Source organism: Parvibaculum sp. (genome assembly GCF_046297875.1).
Lineage (GTDB): Bacteria > Pseudomonadota > Alphaproteobacteria > Parvibaculales > Parvibaculaceae > Parvibaculum.
The window spans coordinates 75,332-97,212 of record NZ_JBKBHD010000001.1; the positions used below are offsets into that span (position 1 = coordinate 75,332).

The following is a 21,881-nucleotide window of genomic DNA, read 5'->3' on the forward strand; positions in this document are numbered from 1 at the left end:
ATGCTAGTCTTCGCACCACAGGTTTCGGGGAGGGCATCATGAGCGGAAGAACGGCACTTGTTGCAGGCGCGACGGGATTGATCGGCGGACATCTCGTACCGCTGCTTCTCGCAGATCCGGCCTATGAGAAAGTGGTGGCACTCTCGCGCCGCCCATTGCAAGGCATCGCCTCGGCAAAACTTCAGACGATCATTTCGGATTTCGATGCGCTGGATTCAGCCCTTTCAGGTATTGCCGCCGATGACGCCTTTTGTGCGCTCGGCACCACGATCAAGGCGGCGGGCAGCCAGGAAGCATTCCGCAAGGTCGATCACGACTACATTGCCGCCTTCGCGCGTGCAGCGAAGGCGGCTGGCGCCAAACGCTTCCTCCTCGTCTCGTCGATGGGGGCGGATGCGAATTCCCCGATCTTCTATGCGCAGGTGAAGGGCGAGACCGAGCGCGCCATCCGCTCCATCGGCTTCGAATCCATGCATATCTTCCGGCCCGGTCTGCTTCTCGGAGAGCGCAAGGAAAAGCGCAGGGGCGAGGAGATCGGCGCGGCGCTGACGCCCTTCCTCAACCCGTTGATGCTCGGGCCGCTTCGCGCCTACCGCTCGATAAAGGGAGAGACGGTGGCGCGCGCCATGAAAGGCGCCGCGCTTTCCGGGGGAGCGGGCGCCCATATCCACACCCATGATGCGATGATGCGATTTGCAGGGGTTTGATTTCGATCTCCTGTGATAGAGTTCCAAAAAAGAATTGATATCCCGGAGGCACCCCCCAATGACCGCAGAAGCGGCGGCAACGCCGGAACCGGCCGAAATCGCTGCGGCCCGGCGGCAGCGGCTCAACCTCTATCTCGGCGGACAGGCAAGCTGGTTCATCAGCCTTGGTATCCAGTTCGTCATTTTCCCCTATCTCGTGACGCAGGTGCTGAACGAGTCGCCGTCGCGCGTCGGCATTGCGCAGATGTCGCTGATGGCGCCCGCTCTCTTCTTCATGCTGCTTGGCGGCACAGTCGCCGATCATGGCGATGCACGGCGCATCCTCATCCGCGTTCACATGATCGCGACGCTGCCGCCGCTCGTGCTGGCCGGCATCTTCCTTTATGACGGGCTGACCTATCCGGTCCTCATCGTCTACGCGCTGGTGATGGGCACACTCGGCGCCTTCGCCATTCCGGCCCGCGACAGCGCGCTCACGCGCGTTGCAGAAACGGGCATCCAGCAGGCCGTCACCATGGCGATGGGCGTGCAGATGGGCTCGCAGCTTGTCGGCATGCTGTTTGCCGCGATGGCCGCGATCACCGGCACGCCCGCGCTGCTGCTGTTTCAGGCATTCGTCATGCTGACGGGGCTCTGGGCCTCGGCAAAACTCACGCCGCTTCCGCCCACCAATGTCGCGACCGCCAGCCGCTACGCGCAAATCGTCGACGGCATCAAGACGGCTGCCGCACAACCTATCGTCGCCACCGTCATCGTTCTCAATTTCGCGGTCGGCCTCTTTTATGTCGGCAGCTTTCTTGTCGTGCTGCCTCTGATGATCCGCGAAATCTATGCGACGAGCGACGGACAGTTCACCCTGTTCTTCTCGATCATCAATATCTGCTTCTGGGGCGGCACAATCGTCGCGAATATCGCGCTCTTGCGGATCGGCCATATCCATCATCGCGGACGGGTGATGATGGGATCGCTTACAAGCGGCCTCATCATTCTGGCGCTGTTCCATTTTCCGGTGCCGTTCTGGGCGATCTGCCTGCTCGTTTTCTGGTGGGGCATCGGCGCCGGCACCACGATGACCATGGGCCGCACCATCGTGCAGACCGCCGCCTCGGGCAATCATCTCGGCCGTGTGCTTGCCGCCTATCAGCTCGGTTTCTCGGGCGGTGCGCCGCTTGGCGCGCTGATGATGGGATTGCTTGTCGGCTGGCTCGGCATTTTCGACGCCGTGCTGGTGCCCGCCACCATCATGATCGGTGTGCTGGGGCTGCTCTATCTTTTCACACCGATCTGGAGCTATCGCGCGGAAGCGGAATGAAAAACGGGCCGGCGTTCGACCGCCGGTCCGTTCAATTCTTCCGCAGGAGCAATCAGCTTGCCAGCCGCTCCGGCTCGCGGCTCTCCGCCTTCTTCGCGGGCTTCGAGAACTCCATCGCGCCGTCTTCGACCTCGCCGAATTTCAGCGCCATGATGTCGAGCGCGTAATTCTGATAGAGCTTCCAAGGCTTTTTCGAGCCCTGCTTCGGGAATTTGTCGACCGAACGCTGCACATAGCCGGACGAGAAATCGAGCCAGGGTTCTTCCTTCACGTCCGGGTCGTTGAGACGCGGCGTCGCCTGCTTCGTGCCCGTCTCATCCATGTGGTTGAGAAGACGGCAGACATATTCGCAGGTGAGATCGCATTTCAGCGTCCAGGAAGCATTGGTGTAGCCGAAGGCCGAAGCAAAGTTCGGCACACCGCTATACATCATGCCCTTGTAGCTCATCGTGTCGGCAAAATTGATGTGCTTGCCGTCGACATGGAGTTCGATACCGCCAAGCACCTTCAGGTTGAGGCCGGTCGCCGTTACCACGATATCGGCTTCGAGTTCCTGGCCGGACTTGAGCAGGATGCCCTTTTCGGTGAAGCGCTCTATATGATCAGTGACGACCGATGCACGGCCCTGCTTGATCGCATCGAAAAGGTCGCCATTCGGTACGAGGCAGAGGCGCTGGTCCCAGGGATTGTAGGGCGGCGTGAAATGCGTCTTCACGTCATAGTCCGGCCCGAGCTGCTCGCGCACGCCGCGCAGGATCATCTGCTTCACCTTTTCAGGTTTCCGGCGGCTCAGATTGTAGAAGAACATGCCGAGAAGCACGTTCTTCCAGCGCGTGATGCCGTAAGCGACTTTTGCGGGCAGATTGCGGCGCAGCCAGTTCGCGACGCCGTCTTCCGCCGGGCGCGAGACGACATAAGTCGGCGTCCGCTGTAGCATGGTGACATGGGCGGCGTCCGCCGCCATTTCCGGCACCAGCGTGACCGCCGTTGCGCCGGAGCCGATCACCACAACGCGCTTGCCGGCATAGTCGAGGTCTTCCGGCCACTTCTGCGGGTGAACGAGACTGCCCATGAAGCTCTCCACACCTGCGAAGTCAGGTGTGTAGCCCTTCTCGTAATCGTAGTAGCCGCTGCACATGAAGATGAAATTCGCGGTGAGGCGCACGGGCTCCTTTGCCGCGCCGCGCTCTGTATCCACGGTCCAGACAGCATCCTCGCTCGACCAGCTTGCATGCTTCACCATATGGCCGAAGCGGATATGGCGGTCGATACCGTTGTCGGCTGCCGTCTCGCGGACATATTTCAGGATCGAAGGCCCGTCGGCGATCGCCTTCGCCTCCGTCCAGGGTTTGAAGGAATAGCCGAGCGTGTACATGTCGGAGTCCGAGCGGATGCCGGGATAACGGAAAAGATCCCAGGTGCCGCCGATGCTGTCCCGGCCTTCCAGGATCGCATATGTCTTGCCGGGGCAGTTCTTCTGAAGATGAAAGGCAGCGCCAATGCCGGACAGACCGGCGCCGACGATCAGCACGTCGAAATGTTCATTCGTCATGGGCCAACAAAGCTCCAGCGTGACGCAGGGGATAATGGAATTTCTCTGACCCTTCTCTAGCCGCTTGCGGGCCGGAATGCACTCTTTTTTATTTACAAGTTGGTAAGTAGCGGTTCCCTCCAACAGGCCCGGCCCGGAACCTGCCATTTTTGGTTTTGGCAGGGTGGGTGTAGTAAGGTTCCCGAACCAATATTCGCGTTTTCAGGGATTCGTGAATGACATCGCCGGTCCGCGATCACCGCGCCGACCACCGCTGGTACATGGCCGGCTTGTGGGGCTATTTCCTTGCCGGCGGCATCCAGGGGGTGCTGTTTCCCTGGATCATTGCCTTCGTGCTGCATGAAAGCTCGGAACGCGTCGGCATTGCGCAGATGTTTTCGATGCTGCCCATGCTGCTCATCGGCATGTTCGGCGGCGCGGCAGCGGACCGGGCGGAGCTTCGCGGCCATCTGATGCGGCTACAGTCAATTGGCGTGTTGCCGCCGCTCATCCTCGCCATGCTGGTCTATAACGGCATCGTCAGCTACTGGATCATGCTGCTATATGCCGTGACGCTGTCGACACTTGCCGGTTACATCATGCCCGCGCGCGACTCCATGCTGTCGCGCGTTGCGATGAACAGCCTTGGCGGCAATTTCCAGCGCGCGGTGGCGCTTGCCATGAGCGGGCAGTTTCTCGGCCAGGTCGGCGGCTATGCGCTGGGCAGCCCGGCGGAATATATCGGCGCCTGGCCGCTTCTCATTCTGCAGAGTTCGCTTCTTGCCTTCGGCGCCTTTGCGACATCGCGGCTTGCGCCTGCGCCGCCGCAGCCCCGCGCCAGCCAGAAGAAATCGCCGCTGCGCGATGTAAAGGAAGGGCTTGCCGCCGTCTGGCAGCACGATCGTATCCGCCCCGTGCTGCTCTTGATGTTCTTTTCCGGCATCCTTTTCATGGGTGTCTTCATGGTGCTCTTCCCGCTGCTCATCCGCGACGTCTATCAGGGCGGATCGCGCGAGATCAGCTTCATCTTCATGTCCTTCTTCGGCGGGATCGGGATTTCATCCTTCGTGCAGTCGCGCATGAAGCCGATCCGGCGGCAGGGCCGCGCCATCATGCTCGCCATGTGCACAGGCTCCGTCGTAATGGTGCTCGTCCATTTCCATCCGCCGATCTGGGGCCTGTTCCTGCTCGCGCATGGCTGGGGGCTGGCCGCCGGCGTTTCCATGAGCCAGTCGCGCGCCATCGTGCAGGAAAGCGCGTCGGACGCGCTTCGCGCACGGATGCTGGCGGGCTTCAATCTCGGCACGATGGGCGGCGGGCCGATCGGCGCCGTGCTGATCGGCTTTGTCATCGCCGCCATCGGCCCGATCGACGCGGTGCTCGTGCCCTGCGGGCTGATGATCTTCCTCTGGGCGGCGATCTATTTCTTCACGCCGCTCTGGCGGCTCGAAGCACCACAGAAAAAAGCCTCGCCCTGAGGGCGAGGCTTCCGTTTCTCCAAAGCCTTCCGGCCTCAGCTGTATTTGCGTTCTTCCCACCAGGGGTAGAAGGACGGCATGTCCTGCGACACCTTGCAGGGATAGGTCGCCGGGCGCTTTTCGAGGAAGGACATGACGCCTTCCTTCGCGTCGGCGCTGGCGCCGCGCGCATAGATGGCGCGGCTGTCGATCTTGTGCGCTTCCATCGGATGGTCCGCGCCGAGCATGCGCCAGAGCATCTGGCGCGTGAGCGAGACCGACACCGCGGCCGTGTGGTCGGCGATTTCCCTCGCCAGTTCGCGCGCGGCGGGAAGCAGGTCTTCCGCCTTGTGGATCGAGCGGACGAGACCGCCCTTCAGCGCCTCTTCCGCACCGAAGACGCGGCCCGAATAGGTCCATTCCAGCGCCTGGCTGATACCGACGACACGCGGCAGGAAGTAGCTCGAGCAGGCTTCCGGCACGATTCCGCGCCGCGCGAAGACGAAGCCGAACTTCGCATTCTCGGAGGCGAGGCGAATATCCATCGGCAGTTGCATGGTGACGCCGACGCCAACGGCCGCACCGTTGATGGCGCCGATGACGGGCTTCAGGCTTTCGAAGATGCGCAGCGTCAGGCGGCCGCCGCCATCGCGCACGCTTTCATGGCTCCAGTCGATCTCGCCATTTGCCATGACCGGCGTGTTCGCCTTTTCGGGACGGTCCTCGCGTTCGGCATAGTCGAATGTCTTGGCGCCGGCCGAGAGGTCCGCGCCGGCGCAGAAGGCGCGGCCTTCGCCCGTGACGATGATCGCGCGGACATTGTCATCCGCATCCGCCTTGTCGAAGGCGTCGATCATTTCGAACATCATCTGGCCGGTGAAGGCATTGAGCTTGTCCGGGCGGTGCAGCGTGAGGGTCAGGATATTGTCCTTCACCTCATATTTGATCGTCTCGTAGGCCATTCATTATTCTCCCTGTTGATGGCATTCAGCTGAATTCTTCTGCCTCTTTGCCGGGCCTTTGCCTTTGCCGCTGCGTCAACTTTCCTTTCGCGCCAAAGTAAGTTGACGTAACCGTCATCTTGCGGTGTCTTTGCGCCAAGCGGCCCGAAAATCCCGGGCCCAGATATAACAATGGACTCGCAGAAAAGCGAAATCCGGGTGGAGCGCAAGCGCCGCCTTTCAGCCGATGCCGGGAGACGACCAGACATGCATCCTTCCACACATGCGCAAACCAACCCCGACAAGCCGGCCTATATCATGGCCGCGACGGGCGAGACGGTGAGCTACAAGGAGCTCGACGAACGCTCGAACCAGGTGGCGCAGCTTTTCCGCGCTGGCGGCCTGAAGCCGGGCGATGCCATCGCCATCTTCATGGAAAACAATGCGCGCTACTTCGAAATCTGCTGGGCGGCGCAGCGTTCGGGCCTCTATTTCACCTGCATTTCCTCGCGGCTGACGGCAGGCGAGATCGAATATATCGCTGCCGATTGCGGGGCGAAGATGTTCTTCACCTCTAAGGCGCTCGAAAAGACGGCGCGCGAACTTGTGACCGGCAATCACCTGCCCGGCGTCCAGCGCAAGTTCGCGATCGGCGGCAGCGTCGAAGGCTATGAGGACTACGAGGCGGCGCGTGACGCCATGCCGAAGACGCGCATTGCCGACGAGACGGCTGGCATGGACATGCTTTATTCGTCGGGCACGACGGGCCGGCCGAAGGGCATCCGCATTCCGCTGTCGGGCGGCGCCATCGACGAGGTGGCGAGCCTCACCATGCTGGCGCAGTTCCTCTACGGCATGGACGAGAACATGCGCTATCTCTCCCCCGCGCCGCTCTATCACGCTGCGCCGCTGCGCTATTGCATGACGGTGAACCGGCTCGGCGGCACGGTGATCGTGATGGAGCATTTCGATCCCGAAGAGGCGCTGAAGGCGATCGAGAAGCACAAGATCACCCATAGCCAGTGGGTGCCGACCATGTTCGTGCGCATGCTGAAAATGCCGGAAGACGTGCGCAGGAAATACGATGTGTCGTCGCTCAAGGTCGCGATCCATGCCGCCGCGCCCTGCCCCATCCCCGTGAAGGAGCAGATGATCGACTGGTGGGGCCCGGTGATCTTCGAATATTACGCAGGCTCGGAAGGCAATGGCTTCTGCGCGCTCAACTCCGAAGAGTGGCTGGCGCACAAGGGTTCTGTCGGCAAGCCGCTGCTCGGCAAGCTCCATATCTGCGACGAGGAAGGCAACGAGCTTCCCGTCGGCGAAGCGGGCACGATCTATTTCGAGGCGGAAGACCCGAACGCACCGCAGTTCCAGTATTACAACGACCCGAAGAAGACCCAGGAAAGCCGGCACCCGAAGCACAAGCACTGGTCGACGCTCGGCGATATCGGCAAGGTGGACGAGGACGGCTATCTCTACCTCACCGACCGCAAGGCCTTCATGATCATTTCGGGCGGCGTGAACATCTATCCGCAGGAAGCCGAGAACATTCTCGTGATGCATCCGGCGGTCGCCGACGTCGCGGTGATCGGCGTGCCGAACGAGGATTTCGGCGAGGAAGTGAAGGCGGTGGTGCAGCCCGCGAACTGGGCGGATGCCGGCCCCGCGCTCGAGGCGGAGCTGATGGAGTTCTGCAAGAGCCAGCTCTCTGCGATCAAATGCCCGCGCTCGATCGACTTCGAGGAGGAACTGCCGCGCCATCCGACCGGCAAGCTCTATAAGCGCCTCATCCGCGACCGCTACTGGGGCAACAAGGACAGCAAGATCGTCTGAGGGCGTGTCCGGCATGGCGACAGGAACGGGCGTCCCGCAGGGCGCCCGTTTCGTTTTGTGCCGGTTTTCGGGGAGAGCTGCCGCACTTGTGATAGTTTAGGGTGATTCACTCACAGGAGGCAGAGATGGGCAGGAAGACGCGCGGCCTGAAATGGGCTTTCGTGGTGGCGGCGGGCATGTTCGCGGCGATTTTCGCAGGCGGCGAGATCGCGCTCGCCCAGACCTCCGAAATGCACATGCAGGGGCATGGCTGCCGCAATCTCGGCAAGTCGAACAAGGTCTTCGACCGCAATTACTATATCTATTTCGACAGCAATTCGAGCGTCGTCGACGCCAAATACAAGAGCGACTTCAAACGCATCGTACGGCTCGCCGAGGGCCAGAAGGCAGGCCAGATCTGCCTGTTCGGCAAGGCCAGCAAGATCGGCGACCAGCAGGGGAATATCCGCCTTTCCCACCGCCGCGCCCAGAATGTGGCGGATGAATTCGTGGCTGCCGGCTGGCCGCGCTCCAAGATCGTCATCGTGGCCGAGGGCGAGGCCTGGGGCTGGCTGCAGGAAACGCTGACCTGGGATGCGAAGGAAGACCGCCGGGTCCGCATCCGGCTTTCGCGCTGAGGCGGGGTCCCGGGGCTCTTCCGGGCTTGGCGGGCGCTTGATCGCCCGCTAACGTGCCGTCCGAACAGGCTCCCACGGGGCCGGACCAGACGACAATCACCCAAGGGGAGAGCCGAATGCGTGTATTCGATACGGTTGCAGACTACGTTGCCGAAAAAGGCAATGAGATCGGCGTCAGCGAGTGGGTTCTGATCGACCAGGACCGCGTTAACAAGTTCGCCGATGCGACGGGCGACCATCAGTGGATCCATATCGACCCCGAGCGCACCAAGAAGGAACTCGGCATCGGTACGATCGCCCATGGCTACCTCACGCTGTCGCTGCTGCCCTATCTCATGGGCAAGATCAGCGGTGTGAAGAGCGCGACGCGCGGCATCAATTACGGCTCGAATTCGGTACGCTTCACCAACATGGTGCCCGTGGGCAGCCGCGTTCGCTGCCGCGTGAAGCTGAAGGATGCGGCGCCGAAGGCTGGCGGCATGCAGGTCATCAATGAAGTGACGATGGAGATCGAAGGCCAGGAACGCCCGGCCATGATCGCCGAAACGATCAGCCTGATCTTCGAATAAGGCGACAGGGCGCGCCGCGCGGCTTGCCTGTGCGGTGCGCCCTTCCCATATCTTTCGCAACGGACACCGATACGGAAGACGACAATGGCCGACCACAAGATCGTGAAAGACGATAATGAGTGGCGCAGCAACCTGACGCCGGAGCAATATGCGATTACGCGCTGCTCGGCGACGGAGCGGCCCTTCACCGGCCCCTGGCTCGACGAGAAGCGGGAGGGCACGTTCGTCTGCGTCTGCTGCGGCTCCGAGCTTTTCCGCTCCGACACGAAATATGAGAGCGGCTCCGGCTGGCCAAGCTTCTTCGATGCGATCGGCCCCGGTGTCATCGCCACGAAGGAAGACACGAGCCACGGCATGCGGCGCATCGAAATCCTCTGCGCGAAATGCGACGCCCATCTCGGCCATGTCTTCCCGGACGGGCCGAAGCCGACGGGGCTGCGCTACTGCACCAATGGCCACGCGCTCGACTTCAAGCCCGACGCCGGCTGACAGCCCCCTCCATGAAACTCACGCCCCCCGCTTCCGCGCCGCGCGCCGAAAAGAGGCCGCAGCCGGACACGCATCACGGCATCACGCGCGTGGACGACTATGCGTGGCTGCGCGACGAAAACTGGCGCGAGGTGATGCGCAATCCCGATGCGCTCGACCGTGACATCCGCGCCTATCTCGAAGCCGAGAATGCCTATACGGAAGAAGCCCTTACGCCGCTCGCCCAACTCCGCGAGACGCTGTTCAAGGAGATGAAGGGCCGGATCAAGGAAGACGATAGTTCCGTTCCATCGCCGGATGGCCCATTCGCCTATTTCACGCGCTTTCTCGAAGGCGCACAGCATCCGCTTTTCTGCCGCCGCCCGCGCGACGCGGAAAGCGGCGAGACGGTGCTTCTCGACGCCAACAAGGAGGCCGAGGGCGAGGCCTATTTCAAGATCGGCGATGTGGACCATTCACCGGACCACCGGCTGCTTGCCTGGTCGTCTGACCGCAAGGGCTCCGAATATTTCTCCGTCCGCATCCGCGATCTGGATACGGGGAAGGATCTCGCGGACGAGGTGCCGGACACATCGCCCGGCATTGCCTGGGATGCGGCGGGCAAGAGCTTTCTCTACACGCAGGTCGATGACGAACACCGCCCGCTGAAAGTCTTTCGGCATGTCGTCGGCACGCCCGCATCGGACGACATGCTCGTCTATGAGGAAAGGGACGAAGGCTTTTTCGTTGGCGTGGGAAAGACGCAGAGCGGCAAGTGGCTCGTCATTTCCTCGCATGACCACCAGACGAGCGAATGCTGGTTGATTCCGGCGGTCGCGCCGGAGACGCCGCCGTGTCTCGTTGCACCGCGCGAGGATGGCGCCGAATACGATCTCGAACATGACGCCGCGCGCAACCGCTTCCTCATCCTTACGAATGCGGATGGTGCCGAGGATTTCAGGATTGTGGAAGCGCCGGAAGATGCGCCAAGGCGCGAGAACTGGCGCGACGTAATTCCGCACAGGCCGGGCATACTGATCCTCAATCATGTCGCCTTCCGCGATCATCACATCCGGCTCGAACGGCAGGGCGGATTGCCGCGCATCGTCGTGCGGCGTCTTTCGGATGGAGTGGAACACGAAATCGCCTTCGCCGAAGAGGCCTATGACCTCAACATGGGCGCGGGCTATGAATATGAGACGGCGCGGATGCGCTTCTCCTACAGCTCGATGACGACGCCGGCGGAGGTTTACGACTATGACCTCGAAACGCGCGAGCGCGTGCTGCGCAAGCGGCAGGAAGTGCCGTCAGGGCACAACCCGGCGGACTATGTGACGCGGCGCATCTTCGCAACGGCGGCGGATGGCGAAGAAGTGCCGGTGTCGCTCGTCCACCGCAAGGGCCTAGCAATGGATGGCAGCGCGCCCTGCCTGCTTTATGGCTATGGCTCCTACGGCATCAGTATTCCCGCGTCCTTCTCCACGACATGCCTTTCGCTCGTCGATCGCGGCTTCGTCTATGCGATCGCGCATATTCGCGGCGGCAAGGAGAAGGGCTATCGCTGGTACACGGATGGCAAGCGGCTCAAGAAGCGCAACACCTTCACCGACTTCATTGCCGCGGGAGAACATCTCGCAAAACAGGGATTTACCTCGCACGGGAACATTGTGGCGCAGGGCGGCAGCGCAGGCGGCATGCTGATGGGCGCCGCCGCCAATATGGCGCCGGACCTGTTCAAGGGTATCATCGCCGAAGTGCCCTTTGTGGATGTGCTGGCGACGATCCTCGATGCATCGCTGCCACTGACGCCGCCAGAATGGAACGAGTGGGGCAATCCGATCGAATCCCGCGCGGCCTATGAATACATGGCCTCCTACTCGCCTTACGACAATGTGCGGCCTCAGGCCTATCCGCATATCTTCGCGCTGGGCGGCCTCACCGATCCGCGCGTGACCTATTGGGAGCCCGCGAAATGGGTGGCGAAGCTCCGCGAGGCGCGCACGAATGACGGCGTGACGCTCCTCCATATCAACATGGATGCGGGTCATGGCGGCGCGTCCGGCCGCTTCGAGCGGCTGAAGGAAGTCGCCCGCGTCTATGCCTTTGCGCTGGCCGTCACGGAAAAAGCCTGACCGCCTGTTGCGCTCCGCGCGCCAAGCCGCTCTCATATGAGAAAATCTGACAGGCAGAGGGCAAGGCGTTGAGCGAGTGGATCTGGTGTTATTCGGACCGGCTGAGCGCCCGGCCCGGCGAGAGCGTTACCCTTCACATCTCGGCGACGGGCGGCACATGCGACATCGAGATCGCGCGGCTCGGCAAAAAGCGCGACGTGGTGTTCACCGAAAGCGGCATCAAGACCGGGCAGCATGATGTGCCGGTGAATGCGCATGTTCACGGATGCGGCTGGCCGCAGACGCATCGCATCACTACCGGAGACTGGAAGAGCGGCTATTATGAAATCCTGCTGAAAGCGGCGGATGGCGCGATTTGCCGCCACATGCTTTGCGTGAAAGCCGCAAAGCCTGCCGCAAAGGCCGTTGTCGTACTCTCGACCAACACCTATCACGCCTATAATTCTTGGGGCGGCGCGAACACCTATGCCTGGGTGGGCGGGCCCCACCCCGCCCCCTTGCCCACCGATCCGGCAGAGCATGCCATCGCCGCGCGGCTTTCGCTCGAGCGGCCTTTCTCGGCCGGGCTGATGCAGCCCGTTTCGCCACGACACCGGCTCGTGAATGAAAGGCGCCGCGGCTTTCGCGAGCGTGCACTGGCAGGCGAAGTCGCCCATGAAGCCAAGGCGGGCGGCAATGGCTGGGACTGCCCGTCCGGCTTCACCGACAAATGGGAACATGCCTTCGTTCAATGGGCGGAAGAGAACGGCGTCGAACTCGACTACCTCACCGATTACGACCTTGAAGCCGAGCGCGACGCGCTTGACGGCTACAAGGCGGCGCTCTTTGTGGGCCACAGCGAATACTGGTCCCGTGGCGAGCGCGAGGAAGCCGAACGCTTCGTCGATGCGGGCGGCAGGGCGATTATTCTTTCCGGCAATACCTGCTACTGGCAGTGCCGCTTCGAGGATGGCGGCCGGACCTTCGTCGCCTTCAAGGGCCGCGCGGAGGAAGAAGACCCCTATATGACCGATCCCGCGAAACGCCATCTCACCTCCGGCCTCTGGTCCGCGCCCTGGACGGGCGCACCGGAAGCGCAGCTTACCGGCCTCTCGTTTCTTTTCGGCGGCTATCACCGCTTCGGGCTCTGCACCGCGCGGGGCATTGGCGGCTATACGGTCTGGCGCGAGGACCATTGGGCGCTTAAGGATGCGGACCTTTACTGGGGCGATGTCTTCGGCGACGAGTGCCGTCTTGTCGGGTATGAGAATGACGGCTGCCCGCTGACCTTTGGCGAGGACGGGTTGCCCCGGCCCGTGGCGCGGCTCGGCGTGCCGGAGAATCTCGAAATCATCGCGACGGCGCCCGCAACGCTCAGCGAGCCTGAATCGCCTTATGGCGGCGTCGTGCCGCCTGAAGCCTGGGGGCCGCTGACCCGCGCCTTTGCAAGCTTCGACTCGCCCGCCAACCGCGCACGGATGATGCGCGGCCATGCGGTGATGGCGAGCTTCAGGCGCGGCAAGGGCGAGGTTTTCAATTCCGGCACGACCGAATGGGCCTATGGGCTTCAGGCGCGCAATCCCTTCGTGGAGCAGATCACGAAAAATGTGCTCGCGCGCTTTCTCGGTTGAGCGGATATAGTGGCGCCGCCCGGCTTCCGCCGGGCCGTCACCGGGAGCCTTCGCATGACATCCCTCTGGCCGGGCCTGCTTCTCGCCGCCGCGCTATTCGCGGCACCTGCGGCTGCGGATGAAAAGCCTCTTGTGGCAGCAGCATCGGACCTGCAATTCGCGCTGACCGAAGTTGCCGCCGCCTTCACGGAAACGACGGGGAAAGAGGTTCGGCTTTCCTTCGGCTCTTCGGGCAATTTTTTCCGCCAGATCAAACAGGGCGCACCGTTCGAGCTGTTCTTCTCGGCGGATGAGGATTTCGTGTCAGACCTCGCGAAAGACGGACTAACGGAAGATGATGGCGTGCTTTATGCCGTGGGGCGGATCGCGCTCTTGCTGCCGCATGGCTCGCCGCTGAAGGCGGACCCGTCGCTCGGCGATGTTCGCGAGGCACTCGATGACGGGCGGCTCAAACGGTTCGCTATCGCAAACCCGGAACATGCACCATATGGCATGCGCGCCGAAGAAGCGCTGCGCGAGGCGGACGTATGGGAAACAATCAGGGACAGGCTGGTGCTCGGCGAAAACGTGTCGCAGGCAGCGCAATTCGCGCTGTCGGGCAATGCGCAGGGCGGCATCGTTGCCTGGTCGCTGGCACTCGCACCGGAGCTTGCCGCGAGAGCCGATCACGTGCTCATTCCCGATCACATGCACCAGCCGTTGCTGCAGCGCGCCGCCGCGATCAAGGGCGCGGGCGCGACGGCGCGGGCATTCCTGACTTTCGTGCAAGGCGAAGAAGCGCGCAGCATCATGCGGCGCTATGGCTTCGTGCTGCCGGGCGAAGAGGCATAGGCGCAAGATGGACTGGGAAGCCTTCACCCTCAGCCTGCGGCTTGGCGCACTCACGGTGCTGCTGCTTGTCCCGCTTGCGATCCTTGCAGGGCGCGCGCTTGCCGTATCGCGCTTCCGGGGTAAGCCCGCCATCGAGGCGCTCGTGACGCTGCCGCTGGTACTGCCGCCCACCGTGCTCGGCTTCTATCTTCTGTCGGGCTTCGGCACAGGAAATTCTTTCGGCCGGGCGTTCGAGGCAGTTTTCGGCACATCACTCGTCTTCACCTTCGAGGGGCTGTTGCTCGCCTCGCTCATCGTCAACATTCCCTTCGCGATGCAGCCGATCCAGCGCGCTTTCGAGGCGGTGGGGCCGGAACTGCGCGAAGCGTCCGCAAGTTGCGGCAATGGCTGGTGGCGGAGCCTCTGGCGCATCGAACTGCCGCTTGCCTGGCCAGGCATTCTCACCGGCATGGCGCTCACCTTCGCGCATACGCTTGGCGAATTCGGCGTGGTGCTGATGGTGGGCGGCTCCATTCCCGGCGAGACGCGCACCGTTTCCATCGCGATCTATGACCGCGTGCAGGCATTCGACGAGGCGGCGGCAGGCGAAATGGCCGCCGTGCTGCTTGCGATATCGCTTGCCACCATCGCACTCACCTTCTTCCTCACGCAGCGCATCGGGCGGCGACATGGATAGGGGTCTCTCCGTTCGCGTGGCGCAGGCGGCGCCCTTCCCGCTCGAAGCGGCGTTTGATGTGGCGCCCGGCGAGGTGATGGCGCTTGTCGGCCCGTCCGGCAGCGGCAAGACGACGGTGCTCAGGAGCATTGCCGGTTTCCACAAGCCGCAGGATGGGCTCATTATCTGCAATGGCGCCTCATGGTTCGACAGCGCGGCACATGTTTCGCTCGCGTCGCGCGAGCGGCGGGCGGGCTTCGTCTTCCAGTCCTATGCGCTGTTTCCGCATATGACGGCGCTTCAGAATGTCATGGAAGCATTTGGCGACAGGCCGCATGGAGAACGCGAAGAAGCTGCGCGCGCACTTCTCGCCCGCGTTCATCTAGATACACATGGCGGGCGGCGCCCGGCCGAACTTTCCGGCGGCGAGCAGCAGCGCGTCGCCGTGGCGCGTGCGCTGGCGCGGCGGCCGGACGTGTTGTTGATGGACGAACCCTTTTCCGCCGTCGACCGGATGACGAGGCGCAAGCTTCGTCAGGAACTGGAAGAGCTGCGCCGCGAGCTGCCCATGCCCGTCGTTCTCGTCACGCATGATCTCGACGATGTGCGCCGCCTCGCCGACCGGCTTTGCGTCATGCACATGGGCCGCATCCTGCAGGCCGGGAAGACGGCGGATGTTCTCGCGCATCCGGCGGATGCAACGATCGCCGAACTTCTCGACATCGAATAGAAGCCGTCAGCGCGGCCGGTCGCCGATGATCGTCACGCGCTCCATGCGCCGCACGGCCGGCCAGTAGTCCGAGACTGCATAGTGCTGACAGGCGCGATTGTCCCAGAAGGCGATGGAATTCTTCTGCCAGCGGAAGCGGCACTGGTATTCCGGGATCGCCGCCTGCGCATAGAGATGGGCGAGCAGCGCATCGGATTCCGCGCGCTCCATGCCCACGATATATTGCGTGAAGGCGGTGTTCACATAGATACCCTTGCGGCCTGTTTCGGGATGCGTGCGCACGACCGGATGTTCGGCCATCGGGTACATCTTGTTCATTTCCTCGATTTCCGCTTCCGACATGCCGCGATTGCGCATCATCTTCCGGAAATGCGCAAAGTCGTGGATCGCAATGGCGCCGTCGATCCGCTCTTTCACGTCGTCCGAAAGGCCGTCATAGGCGGCATACATATCGGAGAAGAGCGTGTCGCCACCGACTTCGGGTACTTCAAGCGCGCGCAGCACCGAGCCGAGCGAGGGGCAGAGCCGCCAGGTCACATCGCTGTGCCAGACATTCTCGCGGCCCTTGCTGTCGCGGTCATGGGTGATCGCCAGCACTTCCGGGTAGCCGGGCTTCTGCGGCGCGAAAGGATGCACCTCAAGCTCGCCGAACTGGCGCGCGAATGCGAGATGCTCGTCCGTGGTGATGTCCTGATCGCGGAAGAAGATCACCTTCCAGTCGAGTAGCGCCTGGCGGAGCACGGCAAGCAGGCCCGCCGTCATTGGCTTCGACAGATCGATGCCGGAAATTTCCGCACCGATCGTTGGCGTCAGCGGTGCAATGGAAAAGGGGGCGGCTTCCGCCGCTCTGGCTGCCTGGCTCATGACTTTCTCCCGGAATGACCATTTCCCGTGCTCTGGGAGAAAGCCTAGCGCCGATGCGGCGGGCGCCGCGCCCTGAAAGTTTTGCGATTCCGTCTGGCGGAATTATAATTACCCGATTGCCACTTCGAGGACGACAATGCCGAAGCCAGCCGGAAATGCGGAAGGTGTGCAGCCCGTACAGAGGAGCTTCACACTGCTGGAAGCGCTGAATGGCGCGGGCCGCTCCACGCTCGCGCGCCTGCACGAAGCGACCGGCCTGCCGAAGCCGACCATCGTGCGCCTGCTCGATACGCTCATTGCGGCGGGCTATGTGCGCCGCGTGTCGCGCGTGGCGGGCTATGAACTCACCGAGCGCGTGCTCCGGCTATCGAGCGGCTTCCGGCATACCGATCTCGTGGTCGAAGCGGCGCGGCCGTTTCTCTCCGCTCTCACTGCCGCCTATAAATGGCCGGTAGCGCTTGCGACCTTCGACCGGGACGCGATGCTGGTGCGGATTTCGACGCGGCATGAAAGCCCGTTCAGCACAGATCCCGACTGGCTCAACAAGCGGCTTGCGATGATGCTTTCCGCGCTCGGCCGCGCCTATCTTGCCTTCTGCCCCGATGAAGAGCGCGAATTGACCCTCGCCGTGCTGAGATCGTCCAAGGCGGCGATGAATACAACGGCTCGCGACGAGAAATATGTGTCCGCGCTTCTTTCCGGCATCCGCCGTCAAGGCTATGCGAACACCGCGCCGATGCGTGGCGATCCCGCGATGGGCATCGCCATACCGATCATGGAGGGCGAAAAAGTCGCCGCCTGTATCACCATGCGTTACCTCGGCTCGACCATGAGCGAAGCGCAGGCCGTGGAGCGCTATCTCGCGCCAATGCAGCGCGCGGCGCAGGGCATCGCAACCGCACATGAAAGGCTCGTCAGCGCCGCGTGATTGAAACGCCGACCTTGCCCGAACCGACCGCATGGACAAAGAGGCGCTGGTTTTCGTCGTCGCGCCGCATCTCTCCACCTTCGACTTCCACGTCATACCCGTTCGGATACTGGATTGCGGGTACGAAGATCTCCGTCTCGCCATCGCCATCCACTTCATAGACGAAACGGAAGGCGCCGGTTTCGCGCTTGAACTTCATCTTGAGCGGGCGGCCCGCGACCACCCGTGCATAGGGCCGGACGAAGCCCTTAAGCGCGCGGCCTCCGCTGTTGATGTCGGACGGGTCTTCGCGCTGGTCGATGCTGTAGATCGACAGATCTTCCTGGTTCCAGCCATCGCCGACCGCCTGGTCGTTGCGGTTCGACGCGGTGTAATTCCATTGCGTCGAATTCATCAGAAGCTGGTCGAGCGCGTTGTACATGAGATCAAGCGCAATGATGTGCTTTTCCCAGGGGCCGTCCGTGCGGTCGCCCTTGTTCCATTCCCGGTAGGCGGCGGCATCGTCGAGATCGAAGGGAATACCGAATTCACCGAGCAGAGTCGGTGCACCCGTGCCAAGGTTGAGGCCATGCGAGGCATTTTTCAAATGCCCGAGCTGACGCACATAGGAGGCTTCGATTGCCTGCGCGCCCTCGGTCGTGCGGCCGGTATAGGGATTGATCTTGACGGGAAAGTCGAAGCGTTTGGTCGAAAGCGTCACGATATCGTACCAGTGGCTCGCATTCACGGTGCGCAGCGGTGTGTCCTGCGGGAAGCCGCGGCCGAGCCCTGCGCCGGGATCGAGTTCTGCAAAAAGCAGCCAGTCATCATTGATCGCGCGCATCCGCTCGGCCACGCGGGCGAAGAACGGTCCCATGAAATCATGTTCCATGTCATAGCGGTCGCCATTGCCGCGGCGAATGAAGAACTCTTCGTCGAGCGCCTCAATCTGCCCGCCCTCGATGCGGTAGACGCCGGCCCGCTCGAAGGGGCAGGCGCGGCCCTCGCGCCAGATCGAAACGCCATCGCCGTTCACAAGCACATCGCGCTTTTTCACCACGGCGCGCGCGTCCCAGTCGATTCCCATTTCCGGGATTTCGCGGGCGAGACCGCGCGCGGCGGCGAAGCCGTCCAGCGGTGACCAGGCAAGGCCCGGCCTCGCGGGGAACGGGTTTTTATCGCTCGGGCCGAGATGGCGATAGCTCAGATATTGCCCGACATAGCCGGAGCCCGGCTCGTTCAGCGAGTCGAAGCCGATGACATTCGTGAGATCCTTCACGCGCGCCGCGATCGCTTCCATCGCGCCGAGATAATGCTCCTGCAGATAGTCCTGCGCCGGGCGGCCTTCGACGAGGAAATCGGGGCAGAAGGTGTTGCCGGAGAAGAACAGCGTCCACATGATCGCGTTCGCCGGATATTTGTAGTTCTGCGACCATGTCATGGTCGGGTAGTTCTCTTCCTGCCTTCCGCCGCGCGCGAAGTCATATTTGTACTGCATGACATGCGCCGCGCCCGAGGCGTGGAACTTCGTGAAGTCGAGCCCCACCGCGTCGAAAAGCCAGCCCGGCGCGCCGTCGCCGCCCGTCATGCGGCTCCAGACGTCCTGATGGAAGTCGACAAAGACATACATGCCGTAGTCGCCGGCCATGCGGCAGAGCGAGGCGAAATAATCGAGATACGCTTCGTCGTAGCGGCCAGGCCCTTCATGCTCCACCGCTTCCCATGTCGTCAGCAGGCGCAAGCAATTGAAGCCCCAGGCCTTCAGCCGCGAGAAATGCTCGTCGGCTTCGGCGAGCGGAAAGGGCCTGCCGACAAAGGACACAGTGCGGTGATCGGAAAAATCGGTCGGGATGCTGGTATGCCCGTTCGGCGTGAAGGGCACCTTGCAGTCGCCGCCGAGATTGACGCCGCGCAGGATGCGCCACCGCCCTTCCCTGTCGCGGAACCACTCCCCATCGATCTCGAGCCTTGGCAGCGCCATCACGTCCTCCCCTTCTCCCTTGTTGTAATTGAGGATAGCGGGCACCATCGGCGCGCACAAACCGGGGGACGATCATGACCGCATTGCCGCCGCTGCCTGCGCAGCCCGAGGACACGCCCTGGCCGACCGGCGACTGGCCGAGGAGCGATCTGCCCACAAATATGGACCGGGCGCGCTTCCAGCGGCTGATGGACCATGCCTTTGCGGCGACGCCGCCCGCCGATCTCGGCGAGACATTTTGCGTGGTCGTCATCAAGGGCGGACGGCTGATCCACGAGCAATACGCGGCGAGCCACGGGCCGGATGCGACCTGCCCCTCATGGTCGAAGGCGAAAAGCATCACCCATGCGCTTGTCGGAATGCTGGTGAAGGACGGCAGGATCGATATTCACGCCCCGGCAGATGTGCCCGAATGGCGGCAGCGGGACGATCCACGCCGCGCCATCACCCTCGATCAATTGCTGCGCATGTCGAGCGGCCTTGCCTTCCGCGAGGATTACGTGCCGGAGCATCCCTCCGACGTGATCGAGATGCTATGGGGCGCGGGCAAGGAGGATGTGGCTCATTTCGCCGCGTCATTTCCGCTCGAGCATGAGCCGGGCAGCTTCTGGTCCTATGCGAGCGGCACGACGAATATCGTCGCCCGTGCGGCGGCGCGGGCTGCCAATGCCTTCGGGCCGGACTTTGAAGCCTTCATGCGGGAGCGGCTTTTCGGCCCGCTTGGCATGGCCTCGCCCATCCCGAAATTCGACCGGGCGGGCACCTTCATCGGCTCGTCCTTCTGCTATTGCACGCCGCGCGACTTTGCGCGCTTCGGGCTCCTTTATCTCCGGGACGGTGTGTGGGACGGAAAGCGCCTGCTGCCCGAAGGCTGGGTGGATTACGCCCGCACACCCACCTGGCAGCAGGCAGGCGCGGAAGAGCCCTATGGCGCGCATTGGTGGCTCGGGATTGCGGGCCCCGGCAGCTTTTCGGCGAATGGTTTTGAGGGGCAATACACGGTCGTCATTCCCGATCTCGACATGGTGATCGTCAGGAACGGCAAGACCTCGCTCGAAATGAAGCAAAATCCGAAAAAGTGGATCGCCGATATAGCCGATTGCTTCAGGACGGCCTGAAGCGGAAGCTCCAGAGGCAAAGCCCGGCGGTGATCGGCCCGGGCAGGATCACGCCGGATCAGTCGAGCGGAGTGCCGCCCGGACGGGCAGCGCATCCGCCCGCAATGTCCGCGAGATGGCCAATGCCATGGCCGCCCATGAAGATCGCTGCGACAAGCAGCCCGCCGAAGCCCTGTGCAGGCCGGAAGGCGGGCAAGCAAGGCGCAGGAAAGGCGGAAAAGGCATTGTTCCATGCCACGAGGCTAGGCGCGGCGGCGCGGAGGCGACAGGACCGGCGCCTGAATTTCATGGGAGCCAATTCGCGGGGCAAATGGTGTAGGCTCGGACAAACAGCCCGAAGCGGCAGGATAGAGGGGAGACGGCAATGAACATCATGGCGCGCATGACGAAACCCGAAGATGTGGGCCTCGATGGCGGACGGCTGGCGCTCATCCCCGAATATTTCTCGTCCTATGTCGATCGCGGCAAGATTGCCGGCTTCCAGACACTCGTCGCACGGCATGGCGAGATCGCCCATTTCGAGGTGCGCGGCAACCGCGACCGCGAACGCGGATTGCCGATGGAGCGCGACACCATTTTCCGCATCTATTCGATGACGAAACCGATCACCAGCCTTGCGCTGATGATGCTCTACGAGGAAGGCCACTTCCAGCTCAACCATCCGGTGTCGCGCTACATCCCTTCCTTCAAGAAGCTGCGCGTCTGGGCGGGCGGCACGGCGGAGAAATACGAGACAGTGGAATGCGAGCGGGAAATGACGATCCGCGATCTTCTCACGCATACATCCGGCCTCACCTATGGCTTCATGCAGGAACATCCCGTCGATGCGCTCTACCGCAAGGCCGGCATCGAGGGCGCGAACACGGTGAAGCTCACGCTCAAGGAAACGGTGGAGGCGATTGCAGAGCTGCCGCTTCTCTTTTCGCCCGGCCAGTATTGGAACTATTCCGTCTCGACCGATGTCTGCGGTTATCTCGTGGAAGTGCTGTCGGGCCGTACGCTCGATGAATTTCTTGCCGCGCGCATCTTCGCGCCGCTCGGCATGGTGGACACGGGCTTCTTCGTGCCTGAGGAAAAGCTCGGCCGCTTCGCGACCAATTATTTCCGCAATCCGGTGACGAAAAAATCCGGCATCATGGATATGGGCGACGAGACAAGCGCCTATGCGCAGCCGCCTCGCTTCCTTTCCGGCGGTGGCGGCCTGACCTCCACCATGACGGACTATTACCGCTTCTGTCAGATGCTGCTGAATGGCGGCGAACTCGACGGCGTGCGCATCTGTTCGCCCAAGACCATCGAGTTCATGACCATGAACCATCTGCCCGGCGGGCAGACCATTAAGAAGATGTCGCGCTCGGCCTTCAGCGAACTTGCGGCGGAAGGTGCCGGCTTCGGTCTCGGCTTTCAGGTCACGCTCGACCCGGCAGAGGCGCAGCATATCGGCTCGCCCGGCAATTTCTCCTGGGGCGGTGCGGCCTCCACCTATTTCTGGATCGACCCGGAGGAAGACCTGATCGCCATTTTCATGACACAGCTCTATCCCTCCTCCACCTATCCGTTCCGCCCGCAGTATCAGCAGCTCGTCTACGGCGCGATCACCGAATAGCGCGAAAGTCCA

The 21,881-nt window shown here is 62.6% G+C and carries 20 protein-coding genes; 15 read left to right on the forward strand and 5 right to left on the reverse strand.

Annotated features, from left to right (window positions below; translation table 11 throughout):
* The first annotated feature begins 38 nt into the window (after positions 1-38).
* Both ACK4FH_RS00435 and ACK4FH_RS00440 read left to right on the forward strand, forming a co-directional pair.
* Positions 39-707, forward strand: a complete 669-nt coding sequence (locus ACK4FH_RS00435) for an NAD(P)H-binding protein (protein WP_409810041.1) — start codon at positions 39-41, stop codon at positions 705-707.
* Between the two features lie 58 nt (positions 708-765).
* Positions 766-2,019 carry an MFS transporter gene (locus ACK4FH_RS00440; RefSeq protein ID WP_409810043.1) on the forward strand — a complete coding sequence of 418 codons (1,254 nt, stop codon included), beginning with the start codon at positions 766-768 and terminating at the stop codon, positions 2,017-2,019.
* 52 nt (positions 2,020-2,071) lie between these two features.
* Here the strand turns inward: ACK4FH_RS00440 and ACK4FH_RS00445 are convergent, their stop codons facing one another.
* The gene (locus tag ACK4FH_RS00445) at positions 2,072-3,571 is read right to left on the reverse strand and encodes a flavin-containing monooxygenase (RefSeq protein WP_409810045.1); all 1,500 of its coding nucleotides are present in this window, start codon (positions 3,569-3,571) and stop codon (positions 2,072-2,074) included.
* 215 nt (positions 3,572-3,786) lie between these two features.
* Here ACK4FH_RS00445 and ACK4FH_RS00450 point away from each other — a divergent pair, with 215 nt between their 5' ends.
* Positions 3,787-5,028 carry an MFS transporter gene (locus ACK4FH_RS00450; protein WP_409810048.1) on the forward strand — a complete coding sequence of 414 codons (1,242 nt, stop codon included), beginning with the start codon at positions 3,787-3,789 and terminating at the stop codon, positions 5,026-5,028.
* Between the two features lie 35 nt (positions 5,029-5,063).
* Here the strand turns inward: ACK4FH_RS00450 and ACK4FH_RS00455 are convergent, their stop codons facing one another.
* Positions 5,064-5,969, reverse strand: coding sequence for a crotonase/enoyl-CoA hydratase family protein (locus ACK4FH_RS00455; protein ID WP_409810051.1), 906 nt, complete (start codon positions 5,967-5,969; stop codon positions 5,064-5,066).
* Between the two features lie 246 nt (positions 5,970-6,215).
* Here ACK4FH_RS00455 and ACK4FH_RS00460 point away from each other — a divergent pair, with 246 nt between their 5' ends.
* The 9 genes from ACK4FH_RS00460 (at position 6,216) to ACK4FH_RS00500 (ending at position 15,393) form a co-directional block, all read left to right on the forward strand.
* Positions 6,216-7,781 (forward strand): AMP-binding protein, encoded by a 1,566-nt coding sequence (locus ACK4FH_RS00460; RefSeq protein ID WP_409810053.1) that lies wholly within the window; start codon positions 6,216-6,218, stop codon positions 7,779-7,781.
* Positions 7,782-7,906: 125 nt separating this feature from the next.
* A complete protein-coding gene (locus tag ACK4FH_RS00465) occupies positions 7,907-8,398 on the forward strand; it encodes an OmpA family protein (RefSeq protein ID WP_409810056.1) in 492 nt (163 codons plus the stop codon).
* Positions 8,399-8,514: 116 nt separating this feature from the next.
* Positions 8,515-8,967, forward strand: a complete 453-nt coding sequence (locus tag ACK4FH_RS00470) for a MaoC family dehydratase (protein ID WP_409810059.1) — start codon at positions 8,515-8,517, stop codon at positions 8,965-8,967.
* Between the two features lie 84 nt (positions 8,968-9,051).
* Positions 9,052-9,456 carry a peptide-methionine (R)-S-oxide reductase MsrB gene (gene msrB / locus ACK4FH_RS00475; protein WP_409810062.1) on the forward strand — a complete coding sequence of 135 codons (405 nt, stop codon included), beginning with the start codon at positions 9,052-9,054 and terminating at the stop codon, positions 9,454-9,456.
* Positions 9,457-9,467: 11 nt separating this feature from the next.
* Positions 9,468-11,567 (forward strand): S9 family peptidase, encoded by a 2,100-nt coding sequence (locus tag ACK4FH_RS00480; RefSeq protein WP_409810065.1) that lies wholly within the window; start codon positions 9,468-9,470, stop codon positions 11,565-11,567.
* Between the two features lie 68 nt (positions 11,568-11,635).
* Complete coding sequence (locus ACK4FH_RS00485; protein WP_409810067.1) at positions 11,636-13,177, forward strand: N,N-dimethylformamidase beta subunit family domain-containing protein; 1,542 nt, start codon at positions 11,636-11,638, stop codon at positions 13,175-13,177.
* A gap of 54 nt (positions 13,178-13,231) precedes the next feature.
* Positions 13,232-14,008, forward strand: a complete 777-nt coding sequence (gene modA / locus ACK4FH_RS00490; protein WP_409810070.1) for a molybdate ABC transporter substrate-binding protein — start codon at positions 13,232-13,234, stop codon at positions 14,006-14,008.
* 7 nt (positions 14,009-14,015) lie between these two features.
* Entirely contained in the window at positions 14,016-14,684 is a 669-nt protein-coding gene (modB, locus tag ACK4FH_RS00495; protein ID WP_409810073.1) for a molybdate ABC transporter permease subunit, read from the forward strand.
* Complete coding sequence (locus ACK4FH_RS00500; RefSeq protein WP_409810076.1) at positions 14,677-15,393, forward strand: ABC transporter ATP-binding protein; 717 nt, start codon at positions 14,677-14,679, stop codon at positions 15,391-15,393. The genes modB and ACK4FH_RS00500 overlap by 8 nt, the downstream gene beginning before the upstream one ends.
* A 6-nt stretch (positions 15,394-15,399) precedes the next feature.
* Here the strand turns inward: ACK4FH_RS00500 and ACK4FH_RS00505 are convergent, their stop codons facing one another.
* The gene (locus tag ACK4FH_RS00505) at positions 15,400-16,257 is read right to left on the reverse strand and encodes a TauD/TfdA dioxygenase family protein (RefSeq protein WP_409810079.1); all 858 of its coding nucleotides are present in this window, start codon (positions 16,255-16,257) and stop codon (positions 15,400-15,402) included.
* A gap of 136 nt (positions 16,258-16,393) precedes the next feature.
* Here ACK4FH_RS00505 and ACK4FH_RS00510 point away from each other — a divergent pair, with 136 nt between their 5' ends.
* Positions 16,394-17,185 carry a DNA-binding transcriptional regulator gene (locus ACK4FH_RS00510; protein WP_409810082.1) on the forward strand — a complete coding sequence of 264 codons (792 nt, stop codon included), beginning with the start codon at positions 16,394-16,396 and terminating at the stop codon, positions 17,183-17,185.
* Here the strand turns inward: ACK4FH_RS00510 and ACK4FH_RS00515 are convergent.
* On the reverse strand, positions 17,172-19,145 hold the full coding sequence (locus tag ACK4FH_RS00515) for a cellulase family glycosylhydrolase (RefSeq protein ID WP_409810085.1): 1,974 nt from the start codon (positions 19,143-19,145) through the stop codon (positions 17,172-17,174). The genes ACK4FH_RS00510 and ACK4FH_RS00515 overlap by 14 nt on opposite strands.
* 74 nt (positions 19,146-19,219) lie before the next feature.
* Here ACK4FH_RS00515 and ACK4FH_RS00520 point away from each other — a divergent pair, with 74 nt between their 5' ends.
* Positions 19,220-20,263, forward strand: coding sequence for a serine hydrolase domain-containing protein (locus ACK4FH_RS00520; RefSeq protein ID WP_409810088.1), 1,044 nt, complete (start codon positions 19,220-19,222; stop codon positions 20,261-20,263).
* Positions 20,264-20,321: 58 nt separating this feature from the next.
* Here the strand turns inward: ACK4FH_RS00520 and ACK4FH_RS00525 are convergent, their stop codons facing one another.
* Positions 20,322-20,552, reverse strand: coding sequence for a hypothetical protein (locus ACK4FH_RS00525; protein ID WP_409810090.1), 231 nt, complete (start codon positions 20,550-20,552; stop codon positions 20,322-20,324).
* A 75-nt stretch (positions 20,553-20,627) separates the two neighbouring features.
* Here ACK4FH_RS00525 and ACK4FH_RS00530 point away from each other — a divergent pair, with 75 nt between their 5' ends.
* Complete coding sequence (locus tag ACK4FH_RS00530) at positions 20,628-21,869, forward strand: serine hydrolase domain-containing protein (protein WP_409810093.1); 1,242 nt, start codon at positions 20,628-20,630, stop codon at positions 21,867-21,869.
* Positions 21,870-21,881: the final 12 nt, after the last annotated feature.

Coding starts and splice junctions, on each gene's coding strand:
- modB (WP_409810073.1), top strand. CDS start 14,016: ATGGACTGGGAAGCCTTCACCCTCAGCCTGCGGCTTGGCGCACTCACG.
- ACK4FH_RS00435 (WP_409810041.1), top strand. CDS start 39: ATGAGCGGAAGAACGGCACTTGTTGCAGGCGCGACGGGATTGATCGGC.
- ACK4FH_RS00520 (WP_409810088.1), top strand. CDS start 19,220: ATGACCGCATTGCCGCCGCTGCCTGCGCAGCCCGAGGACACGCCCTGG.
- ACK4FH_RS00465 (WP_409810056.1), top strand. CDS start 7,907: ATGGGCAGGAAGACGCGCGGCCTGAAATGGGCTTTCGTGGTGGCGGCG.
- ACK4FH_RS00505 (WP_409810079.1), bottom strand. CDS start 16,257: ATGAGCCAGGCAGCCAGAGCGGCGGAAGCCGCCCCCTTTTCCATTGCA.
- ACK4FH_RS00470 (WP_409810059.1), top strand. CDS start 8,515: ATGCGTGTATTCGATACGGTTGCAGACTACGTTGCCGAAAAAGGCAAT.
- ACK4FH_RS00460 (WP_409810053.1), top strand. CDS start 6,216: ATGCATCCTTCCACACATGCGCAAACCAACCCCGACAAGCCGGCCTAT.
- modA (WP_409810070.1), top strand. CDS start 13,232: ATGACATCCCTCTGGCCGGGCCTGCTTCTCGCCGCCGCGCTATTCGCG.
- ACK4FH_RS00525 (WP_409810090.1), bottom strand. CDS start 20,552: ATGAAATTCAGGCGCCGGTCCTGTCGCCTCCGCGCCGCCGCGCCTAGC.
- ACK4FH_RS00515 (WP_409810085.1), bottom strand. CDS start 19,145: ATGGCGCTGCCAAGGCTCGAGATCGATGGGGAGTGGTTCCGCGACAGG.
- ACK4FH_RS00445 (WP_409810045.1), bottom strand. CDS start 3,571: ATGACGAATGAACATTTCGACGTGCTGATCGTCGGCGCCGGTCTGTCC.
- ACK4FH_RS00440 (WP_409810043.1), top strand. CDS start 766: ATGACCGCAGAAGCGGCGGCAACGCCGGAACCGGCCGAAATCGCTGCG.
- ACK4FH_RS00530 (WP_409810093.1), top strand. CDS start 20,628: ATGAACATCATGGCGCGCATGACGAAACCCGAAGATGTGGGCCTCGAT.
- msrB (WP_409810062.1), top strand. CDS start 9,052: ATGGCCGACCACAAGATCGTGAAAGACGATAATGAGTGGCGCAGCAAC.
- ACK4FH_RS00455 (WP_409810051.1), bottom strand. CDS start 5,969: ATGGCCTACGAGACGATCAAATATGAGGTGAAGGACAATATCCTGACC.
- ACK4FH_RS00510 (WP_409810082.1), top strand. CDS start 16,394: ATGCCGAAGCCAGCCGGAAATGCGGAAGGTGTGCAGCCCGTACAGAGG.
- ACK4FH_RS00450 (WP_409810048.1), top strand. CDS start 3,787: ATGACATCGCCGGTCCGCGATCACCGCGCCGACCACCGCTGGTACATG.
- ACK4FH_RS00500 (WP_409810076.1), top strand. CDS start 14,677: ATGGATAGGGGTCTCTCCGTTCGCGTGGCGCAGGCGGCGCCCTTCCCG.
- ACK4FH_RS00480 (WP_409810065.1), top strand. CDS start 9,468: ATGAAACTCACGCCCCCCGCTTCCGCGCCGCGCGCCGAAAAGAGGCCG.